General features: G+C 42.3%; 23 protein-coding genes. 4 read left to right on the plus strand and 19 right to left on the minus strand.

Annotated elements, in window-relative coordinates; all coding sequences use genetic code 11:
- Positions 1 to 62 precede the first annotated feature (62 nt).
- The 3 genes from MKX49_RS15590 to MKX49_RS15600 form a co-directional block, all read right to left on the minus strand.
- Entirely contained in the window at positions 63 to 2,369 is a 2,307-nt protein-coding gene (locus MKX49_RS15590) for a DNA internalization-related competence protein ComEC/Rec2 (RefSeq protein WP_340876943.1), read from the minus strand.
- Between the two features lie 18 nt (positions 2,370 to 2,387).
- Complete coding sequence (locus MKX49_RS15595) at positions 2,388 to 2,948, minus strand: ComE operon protein 2 (RefSeq protein ID WP_340876944.1); 561 nt, start codon at positions 2,946 to 2,948, stop codon at positions 2,388 to 2,390.
- Positions 2,949 to 3,016: 68 nt separating this feature from the next.
- Entirely contained in the window at positions 3,017 to 3,652 is a 636-nt protein-coding gene (locus MKX49_RS15600; protein ID WP_340876945.1) for a helix-hairpin-helix domain-containing protein, read from the minus strand.
- Positions 3,653 to 3,762: 110 nt separating this feature from the next.
- Here MKX49_RS15600 and comER point away from each other — a divergent pair, with 110 nt between their 5' ends.
- The gene (gene comER, locus MKX49_RS15605) at positions 3,763 to 4,593 is read left to right on the plus strand and encodes a late competence protein ComER (protein WP_323598444.1); all 831 of its coding nucleotides are present in this window, start codon (positions 3,763 to 3,765) and stop codon (positions 4,591 to 4,593) included.
- Positions 4,594 to 4,690: 97 nt separating this feature from the next.
- On the opposite strand, the gene MKX49_RS15610 is transcribed toward comER, so the two are convergent.
- Genes MKX49_RS15610 through MKX49_RS15645 form a run of 8 tightly spaced genes read right to left on the minus strand, consistent with a single transcriptional unit; the run spans position 4,691 to position 9,704 of the window.
- Complete coding sequence (locus tag MKX49_RS15610) at positions 4,691 to 5,434, minus strand: class I SAM-dependent DNA methyltransferase (RefSeq protein WP_048682831.1); 744 nt, start codon at positions 5,432 to 5,434, stop codon at positions 4,691 to 4,693.
- Positions 5,431 to 5,787 carry a ribosome silencing factor gene (rsfS, locus tag MKX49_RS15615; RefSeq protein ID WP_034308569.1) on the minus strand — a complete coding sequence of 119 codons (357 nt, stop codon included), beginning with the start codon at positions 5,785 to 5,787 and terminating at the stop codon, positions 5,431 to 5,433. The genes MKX49_RS15610 and rsfS overlap by 4 nt, the downstream gene beginning before the upstream one ends.
- Positions 5,787 to 6,359, minus strand: a complete 573-nt coding sequence (gene yqeK / locus MKX49_RS15620) for a bis(5'-nucleosyl)-tetraphosphatase (symmetrical) YqeK (RefSeq protein ID WP_054400178.1) — start codon at positions 6,357 to 6,359, stop codon at positions 5,787 to 5,789. Before yqeK ends, rsfS begins: the two co-directional genes overlap by 1 nt.
- Entirely contained in the window at positions 6,349 to 6,918 is a 570-nt protein-coding gene (locus tag MKX49_RS15625) for a nicotinate-nucleotide adenylyltransferase (RefSeq protein ID WP_048682820.1), read from the minus strand. Before MKX49_RS15625 ends, yqeK begins: the two co-directional genes overlap by 11 nt.
- A gap of 11 nt (positions 6,919 to 6,929) precedes the next feature.
- Positions 6,930 to 7,220, minus strand: coding sequence for a ribosome assembly RNA-binding protein YhbY (yhbY, locus tag MKX49_RS15630; protein ID WP_034308574.1), 291 nt, complete (start codon positions 7,218 to 7,220; stop codon positions 6,930 to 6,932).
- Positions 7,214 to 8,056, minus strand: a complete 843-nt coding sequence (gene aroE / locus MKX49_RS15635) for a shikimate dehydrogenase (protein WP_323598443.1) — start codon at positions 8,054 to 8,056, stop codon at positions 7,214 to 7,216. Before aroE ends, yhbY begins: the two co-directional genes overlap by 7 nt.
- A gap of 20 nt (positions 8,057 to 8,076) precedes the next feature.
- Positions 8,077 to 9,186 (minus strand): ribosome biogenesis GTPase YqeH, encoded by a 1,110-nt coding sequence (gene yqeH, locus MKX49_RS15640; RefSeq protein WP_222619913.1) that lies wholly within the window; start codon positions 9,184 to 9,186, stop codon positions 8,077 to 8,079.
- Positions 9,183 to 9,704, minus strand: coding sequence for a YqeG family HAD IIIA-type phosphatase (locus MKX49_RS15645; RefSeq protein ID WP_034308582.1), 522 nt, complete (start codon positions 9,702 to 9,704; stop codon positions 9,183 to 9,185). The genes yqeH and MKX49_RS15645 overlap by 4 nt, the downstream gene beginning before the upstream one ends.
- A 466-nt stretch (positions 9,705 to 10,170) precedes the next feature.
- Between MKX49_RS15645 and MKX49_RS15650 the strand changes: the two genes are divergently transcribed.
- Positions 10,171 to 10,311 carry a sporulation histidine kinase inhibitor Sda gene (locus MKX49_RS15650; protein ID WP_285856448.1) on the plus strand — a complete coding sequence of 47 codons (141 nt, stop codon included), beginning with the start codon at positions 10,171 to 10,173 and terminating at the stop codon, positions 10,309 to 10,311.
- A 52-nt stretch (positions 10,312 to 10,363) separates the two neighbouring features.
- On the opposite strand, the gene MKX49_RS15655 is transcribed toward MKX49_RS15650, so the two are convergent.
- Positions 10,364 to 11,149 carry a phosphatidylserine decarboxylase gene (locus MKX49_RS15655; protein ID WP_048682810.1) on the minus strand — a complete coding sequence of 262 codons (786 nt, stop codon included), beginning with the start codon at positions 11,147 to 11,149 and terminating at the stop codon, positions 10,364 to 10,366.
- A gap of 145 nt (positions 11,150 to 11,294) precedes the next feature.
- On the opposite strand from MKX49_RS15655, the gene pssA reads away from it, so the two are divergent.
- Positions 11,295 to 11,834: a CDP-diacylglycerol--serine O-phosphatidyltransferase gene (pssA, locus tag MKX49_RS15660; protein WP_340876947.1), complete on the plus strand. Its 540-nt coding sequence runs from the start codon at positions 11,295 to 11,297 to the stop codon at positions 11,832 to 11,834.
- Between the two features lie 64 nt (positions 11,835 to 11,898).
- Here the strand turns inward: pssA and MKX49_RS15665 are convergent, their stop codons facing one another.
- Positions 11,899 to 13,689 carry a M3 family oligoendopeptidase gene (locus tag MKX49_RS15665; RefSeq protein WP_340876948.1) on the minus strand — a complete coding sequence of 597 codons (1,791 nt, stop codon included), beginning with the start codon at positions 13,687 to 13,689 and terminating at the stop codon, positions 11,899 to 11,901.
- A gap of 652 nt (positions 13,690 to 14,341) precedes the next feature.
- A complete protein-coding gene (sigK, locus tag MKX49_RS15670) occupies positions 14,342 to 15,064 on the minus strand; it encodes an RNA polymerase sporulation sigma factor SigK (protein ID WP_048682796.1) in 723 nt (240 codons plus the stop codon).
- A 191-nt stretch (positions 15,065 to 15,255) separates the two neighbouring features.
- On the opposite strand from sigK, the gene MKX49_RS15675 reads away from it, so the two are divergent.
- Complete coding sequence (locus MKX49_RS15675; protein ID WP_048682791.1) at positions 15,256 to 15,444, plus strand: hypothetical protein; 189 nt, start codon at positions 15,256 to 15,258, stop codon at positions 15,442 to 15,444.
- Positions 15,445 to 15,722: 278 nt separating this feature from the next.
- Here MKX49_RS15675 and MKX49_RS15680 read toward each other — a convergent pair whose 3' ends face one another.
- From MKX49_RS15680 to mtnN, 5 genes are all read right to left on the minus strand, one after another.
- Positions 15,723 to 15,863 carry a YrzI family small protein gene (locus tag MKX49_RS15680; RefSeq protein WP_072273247.1) on the minus strand — a complete coding sequence of 47 codons (141 nt, stop codon included), beginning with the start codon at positions 15,861 to 15,863 and terminating at the stop codon, positions 15,723 to 15,725.
- 486 nt (positions 15,864 to 16,349) lie between these two features.
- Entirely contained in the window at positions 16,350 to 16,616 is a 267-nt protein-coding gene (locus tag MKX49_RS15685; RefSeq protein ID WP_034308601.1) for a YrhC family protein, read from the minus strand.
- 113 nt (positions 16,617 to 16,729) lie between these two features.
- Positions 16,730 to 17,866 carry a bifunctional cystathionine gamma-lyase/homocysteine desulfhydrase gene (locus MKX49_RS15690; protein ID WP_034308604.1) on the minus strand — a complete coding sequence of 379 codons (1,137 nt, stop codon included), beginning with the start codon at positions 17,864 to 17,866 and terminating at the stop codon, positions 16,730 to 16,732.
- A 1-nt stretch (position 17,867) separates the two neighbouring features.
- Positions 17,868 to 18,791: a PLP-dependent cysteine synthase family protein gene (locus tag MKX49_RS15695; RefSeq protein WP_340876949.1), complete on the minus strand. Its 924-nt coding sequence runs from the start codon at positions 18,789 to 18,791 to the stop codon at positions 17,868 to 17,870.
- A gap of 95 nt (positions 18,792 to 18,886) precedes the next feature.
- Positions 18,887 to 19,582: a 5'-methylthioadenosine/S-adenosylhomocysteine nucleosidase gene (gene mtnN / locus MKX49_RS15700; protein WP_048682777.1), complete on the minus strand. Its 696-nt coding sequence runs from the start codon at positions 19,580 to 19,582 to the stop codon at positions 18,887 to 18,889.
- Positions 19,583 to 19,593 lie beyond the last annotated feature (11 nt).

The raw sequence follows: 19,593 nt of genomic DNA on the forward strand, positions 1-19,593 counted from the left end.
TGCACTTATTTTTCCTGATGGGGGCTGCTGCTGCAGTCTCTTTCTTTTTGATTTTCTATATACTATGGGAGAGTCTTCCGAAAGGTTCCACTGCTTTTGTAATACTTGTAAATAATAGAACCATCCTCGTCCGTCCTGAACACCTTTATGCCATTCCCCTCCAAATTCCCAATTACGTTTCCATGAGGGTGACCGTAGCGGTTATCTTTTCCAACTGAAATAAGCGCCGCTTTCGGCTGCAGCTGTTCAAGGAAGGGCGCGGAAGAAGAAGTTTTACTGCCATGGTGACCTACCTTCAAGATATCCGCCTGCAACTGCGGAAATGTTCTCAAAAGTTCCCTTTCCCCTTCTTCTCCCATATCGCCGGTCAATAACCATGACACTCCCCCAAGCTCCGTGAATAGAACGATGGATGAATCATTCTTATTTTCTTCTTGCTCAAATGGACTTAGCACAGCAAACCGCGCTCCGCCCGCCACCCATTGGTCCCCCCTTTTCAGGACGGTCATTTTCACTTTTTTCTCTCTCGCCACGGTTACAAGATCCATATCCCTGTATTGCTCTTCACTCCAGCCTCCAATGATGATCTCCGCAACTTTAAAATTATCTATTAATTCTTTTGCACTTCCCATATGATCTGCATCCGGATGGGTTAAAATCAGTTTGTCCAATTGGTGGATTCCTTTACTTTTCAATAATGGAATAATGATATCATCCGCCGTGTTGAACTTCTTTCGCTTTATCGCCCACGTATCGATTGGAAATGTAATATGCCCGCCCGTATCAATCAAATAATTACCGCGATTGAAAGGCAGGATAATTAAAATGGAGTCACCTTGTCCAACGTCGATGATTTGCACTTCACCAAAAGGTGAGAACCTTTGTAAGTTAAATTGCAAAAGTAAAAGGACGATTATCATTCCGCACCAGATTTTACTTTTTTCAAAGGATACTTCCCAAGTCAGGCATAACCCTATAAGGGAAATAACAAGTAGGAACATCATGAGGAAAGGCGGCTTTCCAAACGGAATGGAGGCGAGCGGCAATTCCGATGCTGCATCTGCGGCTTTGTTGCAGAGTACGAAGGTGAAATTCAATAATGATATGAGAGGTTGACCAAAGGAAGGCAGTAATAAATGAATGAGGAGGGAAATCAGTGAAAATGGCAGCATAATGATGGAATAAAGCGGAACATACAATACGTTCAGAAACACGCCAAGTAAAGATACTTCAAAAAAATGAAAAAGCAAAATCGGAAGGGCTGCCAGTTGGCAGATGGAACTGAGGACGAACAGCTGCATCGATTTCTTCGGGTATTGCAAGAAGATGCTTGAAGACATGATAATGGAGAATGTGACCGCGAATGAAAGCTGAAAACCTATATCATAGAGCATATTAGGCCGAAAAAACAAAAGTGCCAAATAAGTCGATCCAATTGCGGCACCCGCCGAAATCCGCTTCTTGAATAGCAGGAGTAGAAAGAAAAGCATAGCCATTGAACAGGATCTCACCACGGATGGACTGGTACCTGAAAGTAACATGTAAACCGGAAGGAAGAGTAAGATGGCCAACATCATTCTTTCCCGTGTAATCCCAACCCTGATGCCGATGTAAAATAACACCCCCGTTAAAAAACTGACATGAAGGCCGGAAATCGCCAGTAAATGAACCAACCCCAACCGCTGATAATTAGTAAGGTCCCCTTCATCTATATATCTCTGGTCACCGAATATGAGCGCTGTGACAAAACCGCTCGACTCTTCAGGAAAGTGTTCTCTAATATATGCAATCCCCTTCAGGCGCAAATTACGAATCGAAAGCAGAATCGAGTTTCCACCTTCTTTGCATTCTTGAAATGAAATGGAATCCGCTTTGAATATCCAATGGGTGCCTTGGCGGAAAAGATAACGCTGGTAATCGAAACTGTTTTCATTCCTGTTTTTCTCGGGAATTTGCAATGTCCCTTCAGCCGGACAAGATAAACCTATTCTCAGAAACTGACTCAGCTTCTCCTGTTCCAATTCGGTCGTGATTTTATAACGAAGCACTAGCCGTTCGCCTTTCTCACTGCCAATGAATCCTTTTAATGAATTTCCATCTATATTCGGTTGGTCGGTAAATGTGATGATAAATTGGCTTTCCGTTCCATGATAGGCAGTTTTGTTTCGGTGATCGGAGAAGGAGGCGGCCCCTAAAAATATCCCCATGATCACCAAATGAAAACTAAGGGCCTTCACACTTAAGCCCACCGAAAAATAAAGGAAACAGAGAAAAATAAGGATAATGATCAGCAGCCTTACATTTAAAAGAGAATGGGCCGTAACACCAAATGTGGCTGAAACGGCCAGTAAGATAAGATGTCTGGCCATGCCTGCCCCCCGTCCTATTTAATTTTCGAATATCTGATTGGCCTGCTTTTCCAGTTCCAATAATTCTTCTTTTCCCAGACCGTTTTGTTCAAGTTGAGCTAGCAATGAGAATACAAAGTCCTTTTTTTGTTTTCCATTAACATCGATGGCCCCTTTTGCTTCAACCTTCTCGGTCTTGACACCCGCCTGTTTGAATAATTCGAGGGCATATGGATGATTTTTGTAATCCTCGGCATAATAAACGGCCTTTATGCCAGCTTGGATGAGTGATTTACAGCACTGAAGACACGGAAAATGCGTCACATATATTTCCGCCTTATCAGTCGGCACCCCAAATTTCGCACATTGTAAAAGTGCATTCATTTCTGCATGTATCGTTCTGACACAATGATTATCAATTACATAACAGCCGTCATCAATACAATGCGTCCCTCCCGCAATGGACCCATTATATCCCCCGGCAATGATTCGGTTGTCCCTGACGATGGTCGCCCCTACAGTGAGGCGTGTACATGTGCTTCTTAAAGCTAATAAATGGCTTTGTGCCATGAAATATTGATCCCAACTAATTCTGTTCATGTTGTATCCCCTTACCACTAGAATGATTTTCTTCAATTTTACCCTCTTCCTATCCATTTGTGTAGCATTCATTTCACTGAAATGGAATCCCGCAACCTTTCAAACGTTTTATCGCCGATTCCCGTAACCTGCTTCAATTCATCGACCTCCTTGAATTTCCCTACCGTCTCCCTGTATTCCAGGATCGCATTCGCTTTGGATGGTCCAATTCCCGTCAAGGTTTGCAAATCTTCCTGTGTAGCAGCATTCAAGTTCACCAGTCCTCCTGACGTACCCTTAGTGACGCCATCACCAGACGTACCGGCTTGTATATTCTCCAAGTTCCCTTTGTCTTCTTCACCTATTTCCGGAACATAAATGACCATTTGATCTTCGATGATTTGGGCAAAATTAATTCTATCCTTGTCAGCCTTTTCCGTAAAACTGCCCGCAGACGAAATCAAATCAATCACCCGGTCACCTGCCTGTGCTGTAAATATGCCTGGGGACTTGACCGCTCCTTTAACGTCCACTTTAATGATCTCAGGTTCGGCAGCCGATTCATTTACACTTTGTTCCATTTCAGCTTCTTTTGCAGTAACGGAAAATATATCTTCCGTATCAGCCGGATCCTCCCCTTGTTGAGAAAAAAAGTAAATGCCCCCTGCCACAAATGCCACGGCAACGGTAATCATCGTCATTTTCCTTTTTAAAATCCCTTCCATTTCTTTACCTCCTTATTGGATTTCGCACGATACATTGTCATAGGACAGATTAAAAATACATAGTGTTTTTAGGAGAATCAATCGCTTTAAGTGAGAGGAGTTGATCGGAATTGAAGAAAATCGGTGTTATCGGAACCGGAAATATGGGTACCATTTTAATCGAGGCATGGCTGGAGGCAAAAATATTGAATCCGGCAGATCTAATCATTACAAATCGCACACTTTCCAAAGCATTGGTGCTGAAAGAGAAACACCAGGGTATCAAGGTTGCGGAAAGCGCAGCCGAAATCGTCGAACAAGCGGACTTTATCTTTCTCTGTGTAAAACCATTGCAAATTAACAGCCTATTACAAGGCATCAAACAGCATATAAAAAGGGATCAGCTGGTTATTTCCATCACAAGCCCGCTTTCCGTCTCCCAGCTCGAATCGGCAGTGAATGCACCCTGTGCCCGTTTTATCCCGAGCATAACGAACCGTGTGGGTTCAGGCGTATCGTTACTGAGTTTCAGCGAGAGCTGCAGTAAGGAGAAAGTGTCAGCTTTATTCGATTTGGCCTCCGCCATATCGGCACCGGTCATCATTGAGAATGATATCACCCGGGTAGCTTCCGATATTGTCAGCTGCGGCCCTGCCTTCTTCAGCTATTTAGCTCAAGCTTTCATTGACGCGGCTTGCCAAACGACGAAGATAGATAAAGAAACGGCTACGACTTTGACTGAGAATATGCTGGTTGGCTTAGGGGAATTGCTCGGTAAAGGGGTTTATACATTACCGACCTTACAGGAAAAGGTTTGTGTAAAAGGTGGAATAACAGGTGAGGGGATCAAGGTTTTAGAAGCTGAAACCGGGGAAATGTTCCACCATCTTTTTCAAGCGACACATGAAAAGTTTGCAGAGGATCTTCACGAAGTTGAAAAACAGTTCGGCCATCCTTATTAATATTCGTAATCAAGATCTCAATTCCTTCTAAAAGTAAAAAAAAGAAGAGGTCAGACCTCCACTCGTACTTGTACGAACGGGGATCTTGACCTCTTTATCATTTACTGGCTACAAACAAGATTCTTTCGGTTTCCGTTACGAGCGGTGCTTCTTCTAGATCCGCCAGAATTTCAGAAACCGTGAAACCTGCTTGCTCCAACCACTTTTTATATTGTTCAACTGGATAGGTCCGTTGATAATGCAACTCATCAAAACGGTCATAAAGGCCGCTTTCATCATCCCTTACGAAAAAACTTAAATCATGTTCCACGCTGTAAGGTTCTTCACCCGGGAAGCAATCCCATATATAGGATACTTCTTCACCATTGACAGCAAACGTATGATCACGAAAGATTTCTTCCATTTTATAAAGGGAATGGATATCAAACATGAATAATCCGCCATCCTTCAAATGCTCATGAACCCGGCTGAACGTCTTGACTATATCCTCTTCGTCGCGAAGGTAGTTCAGCGAATCACAAAAAATCGTGACACAATCAAATTGGCCAAGTCCTTCGAGTTCTGCCATATTCTGCTGGAAAAGCGGAATCGATAATCCAAGCTTAACCGCTTTTTCATTAGCAACAAGAAGCATTTCATCAGATAAATCCACGCCGGTGACTTCGAATCCGTGCTGCGCCAATTCTACTGTCATTTCCCCGGTTCCACACGCTAAATCCAGAACTTTCTTTCCACCAATTCCATACTGTTCCAGCTTCGCCGTAAGGATCATCAGCCATTTTTCATAAGGTGCGTCCTTCATCAATTCATCGTATACATAGGCAAAGCGTTCGTAAGTCATGAAGTCAGTTCACTCTCTAGATCTTCAAAAGGTGCATCGCCCCATAGACGTTCAAGGTTATAGTAGTTTCTTTCATCTTTATGGAAAATGTGGGCCACTACATCGCCAAGATCCACAAGCACCCATTTTGCCTCGTCAAAACCTTCAAGACGCTTTACATTGATTCCTGATTCATCAGCTTTGCTCTTCATTTCACGAGCTATTGCTTGTACTTGTTTTTCAGAATTACCGTGGCAGATCAAAAAGTAATCCGCTACAAGGGAAATTCCTTGCATGTTCAATGCCACGATATCCTCCGCCCTTTTATCATCCGCCGCTTTTGCTGCAATTACAAGAAGTTCACGTTCAGTCATTACATCTTCTCCTTCAAATTCATGATCAAATCATTATATGTCTTAAATGTGTCAGGGTAAATTGCCTGATTTCTTTTCATTAAAAAAACAACTGTATTCCTTAAAGCCTGGATGACAGCATGATCCAAATTTTGCTTTGCTGTCTGCCTGACTTCGTCGACACCGGGAAAAGAACGTCCCGGCTCGATATAATCAGCAAGGTATACGACTTTATCCAAAAGGCTCATGCCAACCCTGCCAGACGTGTGATAGGCAATCGCATCCAAGATTTCAGCGTCCTGAATGCCTGCTTCCTTATTCACCAGATAAGCCCCGACAGGAGCGTGCCACAGCTCCATATTGTATTCAAGTAACGCCGGGTCCATTTTTTCAGCGATTATTATTTGCTCCATTTCTTCTTTAGGACGAAATTTTGCATAATCATGGAAAATGGCTGCAAGTTCCGCTTTTTTGACGTCGGCCCCATACCGTTCAGCAAGTTCAATCGCTGACTCGACCACACCCAAGGTATGAATGTACCTGCGCTCGGTGATTTGTTCTTTGACCAGCGCCAATGCTTTCTCACGATTCATATAAACCATTCCCTTTAATATACTTCACCACTGGATCTGCTATTAAATATTTCACGGTTTTCCCTGTTCTTAACTTCCTTCGTATCATGGAAGACGAAATGAACATCTGCGGGACTTTCACCATCGTGATCGGGTATACGGTATTCTCATTATATCCAGGGCGCTTCACCCCGACGAAATTGACCATATGCACCAGCTCGTCGATACGATGCCAATTCGGTAAGTACTCAATCATATCTGCGCCAATTATGAAATAGAACTCATTGGCTGGCTCAAGTTCTTTAAGCAATTTTATCGTGTCATACGTATAAGATGTGCCTTTTCTTTCTATTTCAATACCCTCAATATAAAAAGATGGGTTTCCGGCTATCGCGTTTTCCAACATGGCCAGCCTGTCCATATCGGTTACTTCCTCCGATTTTTCCTTATGTGGAGGAACGTGATTTGGCATGAACCTGATTTCATCTAGCTCAAGGGCATCCAGCACTTCGTTGGCTATAATTAAATGCCCGATATGCGGAGGATTGAATGTACCGCCAAGAATTCCAATTTTTTTCATAGATAGGTTCCTTAAGGTAATTTAAGTTGTTTGTTTTCTTTTGATTCTTTATACAGCACAATTGTGTTGCCGATAATCTGAACCAATTCCGCCCGTGCACCTTTTGATAAAGTAAGCCCCACATCATTGCGGTCCTCTTCACAGTTTTGCAGGATGCTGACCTTGATCAATTCACGTACTTCAAGCGCCTCACCAATTTGCTTGATGAGATTATCATTGACTCCGCCTTTACCAACTTGAAAAATTGGATTGAGGTGATGGGCCTTTGATCGTAAAAATCTTTTTTGTTTTCCTGTTAACATGTGTTACCTCCTAGTTTGTTCAAGACAATATCTGTCATTCTTGCTGTATCCGGCATAATGCCTGTCCATATCTCAAATGCAAGCGCAGCCTGGTTGATGAACATTCCCAGACCATTTTGCGTTTCCGCCCCTTTTTCCCCAGCTTCACGGAGCAGCTTGGTTTGCAGAGGGTTATAGATGATATCACTGACAATTGCACCGGTTTTAAGCTGGTCGACCTTTAACGGCGAATGATCCAGTTCAGGACTCATTCCAGAAGAAGTCGTTTGGATGATTAAATCATATTGTGATAAGCTTTCTTCCGCTTCGATAATCGAGAGTGCCTTCGATACTTTATCATAAGGGCAATCAGAAACAAGCTGGGCCGCTCTTTCCTTTGTCCGGTTTGCAATATCAACTTGCTTTACCCCTTCTTTCACGAGGGTAAAATAAATCGCACGCGCAGCACCGCCCGCTCCGATCACTAACGTTTTTTTAGCCTTGATGTCACCTGATATTTCATCGCATAAAGATTTAAAAAATCCTTTTCCGTCTGTATTATACCCTATAAACCGACCATTTTTGTTAACAACCGTATTTACAGCCCCGATTGCCAGGGCCAGTTCATCCACTTCATCAAGGAAAGGGATGATTGAAGTCTTATGAGGGATCGTGATGTTAAACCCTTCTATACCAAGGGCTTTCATGCCTTTCACGGCATCGTTCAATCCTTCTTTCGTCACATGAAAATGGTGATAAACCGCTTCTATTTTTTCTTTTTCAAATGCATCATTATGAATGTCCGGTGACATCGAATGTGCAATTGGATCTCCCATTACCCCATATATCTTTTTCATAGACTAGACGACCCCTATTTTTAGATTAATGATTTGCGAACGATCACATTGACGCCCTTTGGAACATGTGCAACGATTTTCGCCCCTGGCTCATTGACCGTCACCCAGCCAAGACCAGAAAACACAATATCCATTTTACCATCTTTCAAGGAAAATTCATGTGGAATCAGCTTCGGAAACTCCTCGATTTGTTCCGGCCGTGGGGGAGTCAGTAATTCCCCGGCATGGTTTTTATACAATTCATCGGCATTTTCCAGTTTCGTACGGTGAATATTCAATTCGTTCGAAAGGTAGCAAGTCAATGAACGCCTTCCGCCTGAGACATAGTCCAACCTGGCCAACCCTCCGAAAAATAGCGTCTGCCCTTCATTCAGTTGGTACACTCTCGGCTTGATTTCCTTTTTCGGCATAATCACCTTGAAGTCCCGTTTGTCCACATAGTGAGCCATTTGATGATGATTAATGATTCCAGGTGTATCGATCAATGCCTGTTCATCATCCAAAGGAATTTCAATCATATCCAAGGTAGTCCCAGGGAAGTGGGAAGTCGTGATGATATCACTTTCACCGCTCACTTCTTTTATAAGACGGTTGATGAAAGTCGATTTCCCTACATTCGTACAGCCCACCACATAGACATCTTTCCCTCTGCGGTACCGCTCGATCGCATCAGCCGCTTCAAGTATGTGCTTTCCCTTTTCCGCACTGACAAGCAGGACATCGATCGGGTTAAGACCCAATTCCTTGGACGATTGCTTCATCCAATTGATCAACTTGTTCGGTTTTACCGATTTAGGCAATAGATCGACCTTATTTCCGATCAGAAGAACATCATTTCTTCCTACAAATCGATGAAGGCCAGGCAGCCAGCTTCCATTGAAATCAAAAATATCGACGATTTTGACGATTAAAGAGTCGGTTTCGCCTACTTTATTCAAGATTTTCAAGAAGTCATCGTCGGTTAAGGATACATCCTGAACTTCGTTATAATGTTTCAATTTAAAGCAGCGCTGACATACGATGCTCTCTTTTTCCAGAGCCGATTTAGGGGCAAAGCCCAACTCCTTCGGATCTTCAGTCTGGACTTTCACTCCGCAGCCGATGCACACTAATTCTTGATGATTGTTCAATTGTGATCCTCCCATTCTATCATTCCTTTTCGTTTAAAAAACGCCATGATCTTTCTTTCAAAATAACGATTGATCCTTGTTCTGAATTCGTCGGTTTGTGCGACAGGGACCACTAAGATCGTATGAAACCCGCCTCTGTTCCCTCCCAATACATCCGTCAATAACTGATCGCCGATTACCACGGTTTCTTCTAATTTCAACCCCATTGTCTTACGGGCTTTATGGAAAGCCCTTGCCATCGGTTTTCTGGCCTGGAAGATAAACGGAATGTGAAGCGGATCGGAAAAAGCCCGAACCCGATTTTCATTATTATTGGACACAATCGTCACTAAAATCCCATGATCCCGCATATTGTCGAACCATTTGATTAAATCGGGGGTGGCTGTTGGCCTGTCCCATTCAACGAGAGTATTATCCAAATCGGTAATGACGCCCTTAATCCCTCTTTTTTTCAATTCTTGAGGATCTATATTAAAAATGCTTTTAACATGTTCACTCGGCAAAAATAATTTAAGCATATTGGCACCTCTATATTTTCATTAAAATTTACCGTTTCCATCATATCGAATTTTCAGCCCACTTTCAAAAAAAATTAGAAAAGAATGGCTGACGGTAAAGAAACATCATAATGTATGTTTTCTGATATGGAAAGGCATTTTTCATTAAATAATGGGAAATTTGCAGGCAGACCAGAACCAAAGAACTAATTATTCATAAAAGATTTCGACAAAAATTTCATTTATTCAACCTGTGGATAACTTTACTAACATTTTCCATACTGATGGGCACCATTTCGTTCACCTTGTAAACAACTTAACCACAGGTTATCCACTTTTTACTGTGGATAACAGAACGATTGTTCTCCACGTTTATTTCTGATACAGTAGGGGTACATCAAGGAAGACTTATCAATATATGCAAGTAAACACCAAATTATTCCCCGCAATCCCTACAGGAGGTGAGCAGCCCATAAGTGGCGTTCTGATGCAAAAACTATCTGATGACCTGTTGCTTGAATCCTATTTTAAAGCACAGAATTTAAAGTTGAGTACCGATTTCATCCGCCTCATAGAAACGGAAATTCATCGAAGGTCCCTAACACATAAAATCCGAGCCATATTTTAATATGTAATACATAGGCTGACATCAAATGTCAGCCTCTTATTTTCATTTGAAGTTAGACGGCTCTCATGAATCCGATTGTTTCACCTACACGGACATCTGCGGGAATGGATATGTTTCCTTCAAGTTCAAAGCTTCCTTTTTCAAAAAGAAGCACAACTGTGGACCCAAAGCTGAAATAAGAAAACTCCTGCCCTTTTTCCAATTCATCCGAATCATCAGTAATGACGATCGAATTTATGAACATGGCCCCGACTTTCACCATTGCCAGATTTCCCGCCTCATTTTGAAGTTCAGTTATTGTCCGGTAATTTTTTGATAAAGGCTCTTTTCCATATTTCATCCCCCATTTATTAACGGGGTATGATTTCCTTCCAAGCGTCCATCGTTTGACCACGGAACCCTTGATTGGCGCATGGATCCTATGGTAATGACTCGGGCTTAAGTATAACACGAGATATTTGCCGCCTAAGTACTTTTCCAATAAAAGCTCATCCCCGAGCATTTCCTCCATTGAATATACCTTTCCCTTAACGACGATCTTTTTATCAGCGCGTATCTCCCCTGAGTCCTCAAGTACACCGTCCACGGGACAAGCTACCGCAGACGGAACTGCCGTAATTGGCCTCGCGTCAGCCTTTAACTGCCTTGTAAATAGCTCGTGCAAATTGGTATATGCTTTTAACTCCTTACCAAATTCCTGTTGATTAAGGTTGAATGTTTTTACATAAAGTAATATTAAGGGCCTGCTCCAACGAGATTGGCTAAAGTGTTTTAATAAACCTGATGAATACTGACCATTCGTAAGTTCAATAAGAACGCGATACAAAGACTGAAACAAAATATAACCACTCCAAATTGTAAAATTGTAAAATTATTCTAAAATTCCCTTGCATAAATTGTATTAAATAAAATATTATTATATAATAAATACTTATGTTTACTATATTTTGTTTTAATTTGTTTCATTTGAAAGGAGTGAAAAGATGTTTTTATTACACGCCCTAGATCAAACCATTAAAAAAGTGAAAGCACAAACAGCAAATATACTTACCTTAATTAATTTATCCCTTGGTGGATTTGCGATAATTGCCGTGATGAACGGCCAATTGAATTTAAGCTTGCTTTTAATCTTCCTGGCTGCCCTTGCAGATCGCTTTGACGGTATGGTTGCACGGAAATTCAACATTGAATCGGAATTGGGTAAGCAACTTGATTCCATGTGTGACATCATATCCTTTGGCGTCGCACCGGCTCTATTATTATACCAAGGAATATTGATAGAATTCGGAGCACCTGGCACACTCTTCACGGTTTTCTATATTGGCTGTGGCGCGTTTCGTCTCGCCCGCTTCAATATAAGTGAAAGCAATGGATATTTTACAGGAGTGCCCATTACGGTTGCGGGCTGCATCGCTACTTTAAGTTATCTAGCCATCCCGTATTTCCATCCGGTCTTTTTCTTATCCCTCATGATTATATTATCATTACTTATGGTCAGTCCATTTAAACTGAGGAAAGTTTAATAAGAAAGCGGATGTCCTAGACCGGACATCCGCTTTTTTGTTCCTATTCCAGCCTAAACCCATCTTATGCTTTTCGGACTAATGGGTCGGTCAAACGCATGAATTCTTCTACATCCTCCATACAGGCATTGACCGCTTCTTCCCAAAAATCCCGGGTCTTTAAATCGACGCCTAAATGTTTCTCCGCCAAATCCTCGACCTTCATGGAACCGGTATCCTTTAATAGAGCGATATATTTTTCTTCGAAACCTGCAGGTTCTTTCAGGGCATTCGCGTATATGCCTAATGAGAATAAGTAACCGAATGTGTACGGAAAATTATAAAATGGTACACCTGTAATATAAAAATGGAGCTTTGAAGCCCAGAACGTTGGATTATAATCACTTAAAGCATCGCCATAAGCTTCTTTTTGTGCATCGACCATCAGTTCATTCAACCGTTCGGCACTGACATATCCTTGCTTCCTCTCGTCATAAAACCTAGTTTCGAATAAGTAGCGGGCATGGATATTCATCAATAATGCCACGGAACGCTGAATTTTATCTTCTAAAAGCACCAGCTTTTCTTCCTCACTGGCTGCTTCCTTAACAGCTGCATCCGCTACGACCATTTCAGCAAAAGTGGAGGCGGTTTCCGCCACATTCATTGCATATGACCGATTCAATGGATGGATATCCCTCATCGCATAAGAATGGAATGCATGACCCAATTCATGAGCCAATGTCGATACATTGGACGGTGTGCCCGAATACGTCATGAAAATTCTTGACTGCTTATTTAATGGAAAGCCGGTGCAAAAACCGCCTGGTCTCTTACCTGGTCTGTCCTCAGCTTCAATCCAGCTGTCTTCAAAAGCTTTTTTGGTGAAGTTCGCTAATTGAGAGCCGAACTTAGAGAATTGCTGGATGATGAAGTCTGCACCTTCTTGATAATCCATTACTTTGGATTCTGCCGTAACAGCTAGCGGTGCATCCAAATCCGCCCAACTTAATTTATCCAAATCCAGTAACTCCGCTTTCCTTTTTAAAAACCTCACAAGCGGCTCTTTATGATCGGCAATTACATTCCACATGCTTTCGAGGGTTTCTTTTTTCATCCTTCCTATTTCTAGAGGCTCTTTCAAAATATCATCCCAGCCCCTTTTTTCATTCACACTGAGACGGAAGCCAGCCAAGTGGTTCAAAGTCCGGGCGAACAGGTCACTTTTTTCCTCCCAAGCCTGTTCCCACGCAGTAAATAATTCTTTCCGGGCCCTTTCATCAGGATTGGAAAATTTATTCGCCGCTTGGCCTACAGAAAGCTTTTCACCCTTATAAGGGATGGTCATTGAACCGACGATCGTATCATACATTTGGCTCCAACCTTCGAAACCGTCCATGGCCAATTGGGTGATTAATGCTTCTTCCTTCACGGAAAGCTTTTCCTTTGCCTTTTCCCGACGTTCATTCAATACGAATTTCAATTCATTCAATGGTTCTTTTTCGAGGATTTTTTCAAAAAATGCATCATCTTGCTGTATCAACTTTTCATCCAGCTTGCTTAACACCATTTTTAGTGAAGCGACTATCTTCATTTGTTTGATCCGCAGCTGACCAGCCTTTTTATCCTGCGCATTTTGAGCTTCCAGGCATCCAATGAAAGCACTTGCCTGGGAAGATTTCATATTTGTATTTTTATAAAGATCAAATGCCTGGATTAAACTGCTTTCATCATTTCCTTCTGGATTGATATTGCTTACAAGCCGGTCTAATTCTTTTACCTCTTCGTTGATTTCATCTAAAAAAGTCAGGAACTCATTGGAAGAGCTTCCTCCTTTAAAAAAGATATCCAAATCCCACGTCAAAGAATATCCCATACTAAATTGCCCCCTTTTTATCACTAACCCCATTATAGAGGTTCATTCAATATTTTTCTAACTAAAAGGAATTTTCAGTATCTTTCAGAACATTTTTCTATATCCCAGATTAAAAGCATGTTATGATGAATATATTCTTGGGAAAGGGGTGGTTGATTCATATGAAATTCTTTATTCACATGTCTGCCATCATCCTGCTCCTTTGGACACTGCCCGTACAGTTCCACCATCATGCACAGCAGCTAACCATTGAAGAACATACCGATGTTCACCATTGGGATAAGGCCGACAAGAAACAGCCTTTCGTGCCGTCCTTTAGTTCATGGCAGTCACTTATCGTAATACTCATTTTCGAATTTTCCATTTTGGGCTTTCTTTATTTTCACTCGAATCTTCGACGACGATATCTCAGTCCCGTTTTTTATCAGGCGAATTACGTAGCCTCACGCTCTGACATTTTATAAAAAATAAAATGGAGGAGTGATTCATATGTGGTTTCGACTAATTATGATAGGGGTCTTTTCTTTAACCGCTTCACGTCTGTTCCTTTTTCAGGGAATCGAGATTTATCATGCATTTACGGATTTGATCAGAAATAAATATTAAAAAAAGAGTGCGGGGAATTTCCCCGCACTCTCTTTGTTTACCATTCCTATCCTTTAGCTTTCTTTTCCTTCTCTTTTTCTGCCCTGTAAAATTCATGGAACATCTTCATCAAAGCACGTTTTTCGATCCTTGATACATAACTGCGGGAAATGCCAAGCTCTTTAGCGATTTCCCTCTGGGTTTTCTCCTTTTTCAAATCCAGTCCAAACCTGCCTACAATGACTTCCTTTTCGCGTTCATCCAAAATATCAATATACTTTTTCACTTTTTCAATTTCCATATTGAGCTGAATCGTATCGATGACATCTTCCGATTCCGATTTCAGTACATCGATTAAACTGATTTCATTACCTTCTTTATCCTGACCGATCGGATCATGCAGGGAAATATCTTTCTTCGTTTTCTTTGTCGCACGTAAATGCATCAAGATCTCATTCTCAATGCATCGCGCCGCATATGTGGCAAGCTTCGTACCCTTACCATCCGAATAACTCTCAATGGCCTTTATCAAACCAATAGTCCCAATCGAAATCAAATCCTCTGTATCCTCGCCCGTATTCTCGAATTTCTTGACGATATGGGCAACAAGCCTGAGATTATGTTCAATCAGGATGTTGCGAGCATCACCGTCCCCTTCACTCATAAGCTTCAGATATCTCTTTTCATCCTGAGATGACAAGGGCTGGGGAAAAGCATTGTTTTTCACATAGGAAACAAATAAGTAAAATTCTTTGATAATATAACCGACAACTGTAAGTATTCCGGGCATTGGCTTCATCCCCCGTTTCTTTGGTTTCCCTATTCATACCTATGCAACGGTGGGCTTGTTCGTGTCTGTCCCACCAAAAGAAATCACGAAAGTGTTAAATGTTCAAACCAGCCTGGATGAAATTCACAAACGAACGAAGGCAAATGTTCATATAATGATAGGGAATTTTTTAGGGAAAGGGGGTTTTTTCGATGGGATATAACTACGGACCATACGGATGCAGCTATGGTTATCCGGCTCCTGCGCCTTGTTATGCAGGGTCCGGTTACGGCTTTGGTTATGGCCTGTTCATTGTCCTCCTGATTTTATTGCTCATTTTCGGGTTTTGGTGGTTGCCGGGATGTGGATTTGGTTATGGAGGATCAGGTCCGTGCTGCTGATTCAGGCAAAGAAAAACTCGGCCCGAGGGCCGAGTTTTCCCATTTTACCTATTTATATCTAACGTTGCCGTTTCGAGTTGATCAGCTCATGACCATCTTGATCAACATCTCTTCCATACAAACCATGACAATGCTGCCATGCACCGGCAAATCCGTTAGCCGGTATCCTTCTCCTGCCAATAGCAACGCTTCTCTCCTTTTACGTAAAACAAGTTCAACATATTAACCTCCACCTTTCTTTAATTTTTTTATGAACGGAATACCTACCTCATATGTTTTTAGAAAAAAGGACGATGCTTCATCGCTTTATCTAGATGTTCTTCTCGAATCTTGTGGATTCTCTCCTGTTGCAAACATTCCTCGGCAGTCATTTTTTTCATTTTAATCGTGATTGTGAAAAAAAGCATATTCAGTGTCATAATATCACCTCCTTTAAGGGAGCGGCCCAACAAAAAGGCATAAAAAGGCCGCAGAAAGTTACGTCCTCCTGCGGGCTTTTTTAGAGAATATAAAAAGACCGCAGGATAAAACACTTCTCCCTGCGGCCGCTATGTCTGAATGATTAATAAAGCCAAATTGCTTTAGAAATATTCCGCTTGGCACAGGTCGAATGTTATGTGATTGTCATTTGAAACGGACCGGCTGATTGCGACGACTCCATGTAGATACAATGTCATTTTCTTCGACCTCCTTTGGAATATTTTTTATTACTTGGTAAGTATATCCACAAATTCGATATTTGTAAACAGCTTTTGCCTATTTATTTGAAAATTTCAATCTTTCTACCCATTTTCATGAGCTATTATTACCTAAAGGAGGTAATTTGTATGTTAAATCTGCCCCTTAATGGGATACAACACTAGAAAAATAAAAAACCTGATTCCTTTAAAGAATCAGGTTTGCTTCTATTGTTGTAAAGTGTCCTGGTCATCCATTTCGGCCAAGATCTTCTTATATTTTTTTGATAATGAGAAAAATACTATGGATATGCCCAGGAACATGATTGTCGCTCCCATATAGACATATGTGTCAATCATCGCTTTGTCGCCAGTGGGAAGGATGGTTCCTATATAGAAGAACGAACCCACACATAACAAAGTGATCGCAAATTGTTTAAAATCGACCATTTTCGAACGAAGCATTGCCGCCGTTTGTTTTTTGCGGTTTTTCATGCCATTCCACCTTCTTTCAAGCTAATAAGATATCGATATCTCATTCTACCATATTTATTCCAAATGACAGGGTGTAAATAATGGCAGTCAGCTATGAAGCGGTCCCTAAACGATTATCCTTGCAGCGCTTGTTCCAAGTCTTCCAATAAGTCTTCAACATCTTCCAGACCTACTGAAATACGAATCAACCCATCCGTTATCCCAAGTTCTGCACGACGCTCAGCCGGAATGGAAGCGTGTGTCATCAAAGCCGGAATGGAAATCAAGCTTTCCACTGCCCCCAGACTTTCCGCAAGTGTAAAGTATCTCACTTTGTTCAAAACGGACTCGGCCTTTTCCGCACTCCCGACATCAAATGAAACCATACCGCCGAATCCACGCGATTGTTTTTTGGCAATATCATGATTTGGGTGGTTTTCAAGACCTGGGTAATAGATTTTCGAAACGCCTTCATGCCCGGATAGGAAACGAACGATTTGAGATGTATTTTTTTCATGCTCTTCCATCCTGATTCCCAGCGTTTTAATGCCCCGCATCAGCAACCATGAATCCTGGGGCCCTAGCACGCCTCCTGTGGAGTTTTGGATGAAATGAAGGTCATTGCCAATCTTTTCATCATTCACCACGACAAGACCCGCTACAACATCGCTGTGTCCCCCCAGATACTTCGTTGCGCTATGAAGCACGATATCGGCTCCAAGTGAAAGCGGATTTTGCCAGTATGGCGTACTGAAGGTATTATCCACAATGGTGAGGATGCCGTTTTCTTTAGCTATTTTTGATACTTCTTCCAAATCGGTGATTTTCAATAATGGATTCGTCGGAGTTTCAATGAACAGTGCTTTCGTATTGTCCTTTATCTCTTTTTCGATCGAGTGTATGTCACTCGTATTGATGAAAGTAGCTTCCACCCCGAAGCGGTTAAGCACTTTAGTGATGACCCGGAAAGAACCTCCATAAACATCATCTGTCATCAATACATGATCCCCATGACTGAACAGCATCATAACCGCAGTCATCGCTGCCATTCCTGATCCGAAAGCGAAACCTCTTTTTCCTTCCTCGAGATCCTTGATCAATTCTTCGAGGGCATGGCGGGTCGGGTTGCCTGTACGGGAATATTCATAGCCCCGATGATTTCCCGGACCATCCTGTTTATAGGTGCTCACTTGATAAATCGGCACCGAAACCGCCCCTGTTTGTTCATCACCAAAAATGCCGCCATGGATCAATTGTGTTTTTTTTCTCATTTTACATTCCTCCCTGATAAATTTTTTTACTTAAGTAACGTTCACTTGAATCCGGAAATATGACGACGATATTCGCCCCCGGGGAAGCCTTGGCCGCTTCTTTCATGGCCGCTGCAAATGCCGCACCTGAAGAACTGCCGACAAGAAGGCCTTCTTTAATCGCCAATTCCTTTACCATATCGAAAGCGTCACGATCGCTTATCGTATGGATTTGGTCAAAATACATTTCATCCATATAGGCCGGTAAGAATTCCATCCCGATCCCCTCTGTTTTATGGGGTCCGGCTTTTCCGCCGTTTAAAATCGATCCTTCTGGTTCGACAATGACCGTTTTGACAGCAGCGTTCTTTTCTTTCAAATATCGCGATGTTCCCATGAATGTCCCGCCCGTCCCGGCACCGGCAACAAACACATCCACATCGCCTTCCATCTGTTCCCATATTTCAGGTCCCAGTGTTTTATAATAGGCATCAGGATTGGATGGGTTGGCGAACTGCTGGGGACAATATGATCCCGGTATTTCAGCCAGCAGCGCCTTAGCCTTGGCGATTGCTCCTGTCATCCCTTCCTCTGTCGGGGTTTGGATCACATTCGCTCCAAGGGCACGCATCAATTCCTGTTTCTCGGTACTGAATTTCTCCGGAACGCAAAATATCACGTCCACTCCACTGTTTATCGCAGCCAACGCCAAGCCAATCCCGGTATTCCCGGCAGTCGGTTCGATGATCGTCCCGCCCTTTTTCACCTTCCCTGTCTGAAGCGCTTTGGCTAACAGTTCTTGGCCAAGCCGATCCTTCACACTGCCTCCCGGATTGAAGTATTCCAGTTTGGCAAAGATACGGACTTCATCCGGTAGCGGGAAATGGGTGATTTCCATCATCGGCGTTTCCCCTATCAACTCATGAATGTTTTTAAAGACTTTCATATTCGGACATCCTTTCATAGTTATCCTACCAATTTAATGAGGATTATGCAATAAAGAATGATCAGCAGAAAAGCTTCCGCTGATCACTTTACCATTCATTTCATTTTTTCAACCATTTTCAAAATCAGTGCCGCTGAATGAAGAGCCGCAGTTTCCAGGAATTTATCAAAGGAAATATTGGACTCCTTACCTGCGATATCCGAAAGGGAACGAATGATGACAAACGGTGTTTTGAATTGGAAGGCTACCTGTGCAATGGCTGCCGCTTCCATTTCCACCGCGTATAAATCAGAGAATTTCCCTCTGACGAATTCAACCCTGTCAGGATCATTCATGAAAGAATCCCCCGTCACGATCAATCCTTTCGCCACTTGTATATCCTCGATTTCTTTTGCTGCTTCTTCTGCGATTGCAAAAAGCTTTTCATCCGGTGTGAAAGCTGCAGGCAGCTGAGGGACTTGACCGTATTCATATCCAAAAATCGTCACATCGACATCATGGTGCCGTACTTCCGTGGATATGACCACATCCCCTACATTCAGTTCTGGATGATAACCGCCGGCAGAGCCAGTATTGATGACTGCATCCGGTTTGAATTTTTCTAACAGGATTGCAGTGGACATTGCCGCATTCACTTTACCGATACCCGATTTAAGTAAAATGACCTCGATACCATTCAGTGTGCCTGTATTGAACTCGGAACCGGCAATGGTCACCTGCTCCAACCCTTCCAATTTATCACGTAAAATCGTAACTTCTTCTTCCATTGCTCCGATTATGGCTACCTTCATTAGTAAAAACC

Origin of the sequence: Peribacillus sp. FSL M8-0224, from assembly GCF_038003055.1 — a bacterium.
Taxonomy (GTDB): Bacteria; Bacillota; Bacilli; order Bacillales; family DSM-1321; genus Peribacillus; species Peribacillus frigoritolerans.

Coding starts and splice junctions, on each gene's coding strand:
- MKX49_RS15625 (WP_048682820.1), bottom strand. CDS start 6,918: ATGAAAAAAATTGGAATTCTTGGCGGTACATTCAATCCTCCGCATATC.
- MKX49_RS15595 (WP_340876944.1), bottom strand. CDS start 2,948: ATGAACAGAATTAGTTGGGATCAATATTTCATGGCACAAAGCCATTTA.
- MKX49_RS15650 (WP_285856448.1), top strand. CDS start 10,171: ATGCAAAAACTATCTGATGACCTGTTGCTTGAATCCTATTTTAAAGCA.
- MKX49_RS15610 (WP_048682831.1), bottom strand. CDS start 5,434: ATGACTTACGAACGCTTTGCCTATGTATACGATGAATTGATGAAGGAC.
- yqeK (WP_054400178.1), bottom strand. CDS start 6,359: ATGAATCGTGAGAAAGCATTGGCGCTGGTCAAAGAACAAATCACCGAG.
- MKX49_RS15590 (WP_340876943.1), bottom strand. CDS start 2,369: ATGGCCAGACATCTTATCTTACTGGCCGTTTCAGCCACATTTGGTGTT.
- MKX49_RS15665 (WP_340876948.1), bottom strand. CDS start 13,689: ATGGGATATTCTTTGACGTGGGATTTGGATATCTTTTTTAAAGGAGGA.
- MKX49_RS15600 (WP_340876945.1), bottom strand. CDS start 3,652: ATGGAAGGGATTTTAAAAAGGAAAATGACGATGATTACCGTTGCCGTG.
- rsfS (WP_034308569.1), bottom strand. CDS start 5,787: ATGACTGAACGTGAACTTCTTGTAATTGCAGCAAAAGCGGCGGATGAT.
- aroE (WP_323598443.1), bottom strand. CDS start 8,056: ATGAAAAAGATATATGGGGTAATGGGAGATCCAATTGCACATTCGATG.
- MKX49_RS15690 (WP_034308604.1), bottom strand. CDS start 17,866: ATGAGAAAAAAAACACAATTGATCCATGGCGGCATTTTTGGTGATGAA.
- MKX49_RS15685 (WP_034308601.1), bottom strand. CDS start 16,616: ATGAAAAACCGCAAAAAACAAACGGCGGCAATGCTTCGTTCGAAAATG.
- MKX49_RS15675 (WP_048682791.1), top strand. CDS start 15,256: ATGGGATATAACTACGGACCATACGGATGCAGCTATGGTTATCCGGCT.
- pssA (WP_340876947.1), top strand. CDS start 11,295: ATGTTTTTATTACACGCCCTAGATCAAACCATTAAAAAAGTGAAAGCA.
- MKX49_RS15680 (WP_072273247.1), bottom strand. CDS start 15,863: ATGACACTGAATATGCTTTTTTTCACAATCACGATTAAAATGAAAAAA.
- MKX49_RS15695 (WP_340876949.1), bottom strand. CDS start 18,791: ATGAAAGTCTTTAAAAACATTCATGAGTTGATAGGGGAAACGCCGATG.
- mtnN (WP_048682777.1), bottom strand. CDS start 19,582: ATGAAGGTAGCCATAATCGGAGCAATGGAAGAAGAAGTTACGATTTTA.
- MKX49_RS15645 (WP_034308582.1), bottom strand. CDS start 9,704: ATGCTTAAATTATTTTTGCCGAGTGAACATGTTAAAAGCATTTTTAAT.
- sigK (WP_048682796.1), bottom strand. CDS start 15,064: ATGCCCGGAATACTTACAGTTGTCGGTTATATTATCAAAGAATTTTAC.
- yhbY (WP_034308574.1), bottom strand. CDS start 7,220: ATGTTAACAGGAAAACAAAAAAGATTTTTACGATCAAAGGCCCATCAC.